The sequence below is a fragment of the Dellaglioa sp. CoH-57-MRSF-20 genome (genome assembly GCF_056781955.1).
Window position 1 is genome coordinate 1 of sequence record NZ_JBXAXV010000020.1, and the last position, 981, is coordinate 981.

General features: G+C 55.0%; 1 protein-coding gene. It reads left to right on the plus strand.

Annotation, left to right across the window (positions count from 1 at the left end; translation table 11 throughout):
• On the plus strand, positions 1-948 hold a 948-nt coding region (locus AC1RPN_RS07775), incomplete at its 5' end, for an NUDIX domain-containing protein (RefSeq protein ID WP_481763648.1).
• Between the last annotated feature and the right edge of the window lie 33 nt (positions 949-981).

Here is a 981-nt window from a genome sequence, read left to right on the forward strand (position 1 = left end):
GTGTACCCGGAAGCCATTGAAAAGGGCTTCCTCGAACTCGAAACGCTCAACGATCACCTGCATGACAACGACTTCAAATGGATGGCTGAAGTCCAGCGTCGCGTCGATTTCGCGAAGCGCGCGCTGGAGATGGATGCGCTTCATTCCACCGGTCTCGTCACCGAAGTGGAGGTAGTCCTCATCGGCCATTCGAAGGACCAGAGTTCGTACTACCTGAAGAAATTCCCGCAGTGGGGGTCGATCGAGGTTCCGGGCTATACGGACAAAGCCACGAACCGGGAACTCGATGCCACGTACATTCGCGACCTGTTGTTCGGCGGTGGCGATTACTGGGATCAGGGCATCACGGACATTACCGAGCTTGTGCATCCGGAGGTTCGCTCGTGGTTGAAGCACTGGGGCTGGGAGAATAAGGAGGTGATTGACGCGATCAATGCCGAGATCAAGTTCTCGAAGCAGTACCTGCGCGAGCACTCGTATCGCGGGCGCGATGGTATGGGGTTGAGGTACGCCCCAATCATGACGACTGCGGATTCAGTGATCATCCAATCTGGGCACGTGCTTCTCGGACGACGCAAGTTCAATCCGGGAAAAGGCCTGTGGGCACTCCCGGGTGGCTTTGCCCACGCCGGAGAAACCATCTTCAACACGTCATGCCGCGAGGCAGTTGAAGAAACGCGTATTCAGGTAAGCCGCGATACGATGAAGCTGGCCTTCCGATTCAAGCAGGTATTCTCGGACCCGAATCGCGGAGAAACTCGTGGCCGGATCGTGACACATGCATATCTCTACCTGCTGAACGACTCGGAAAAGCTGTTGGAGGTGAAGGCCGATGACGACTTCGCAGAAGTGAAATGGGTGCCGCTCGGCCTGCTTGATCCTGCCGAGATGTATTCTGATCACTACTGGATCATCCACAAGATGCTTGATTCGCTGCCTGTAGATTGATATTGACGAGCAACAAGGAGTGAAGTAATATGT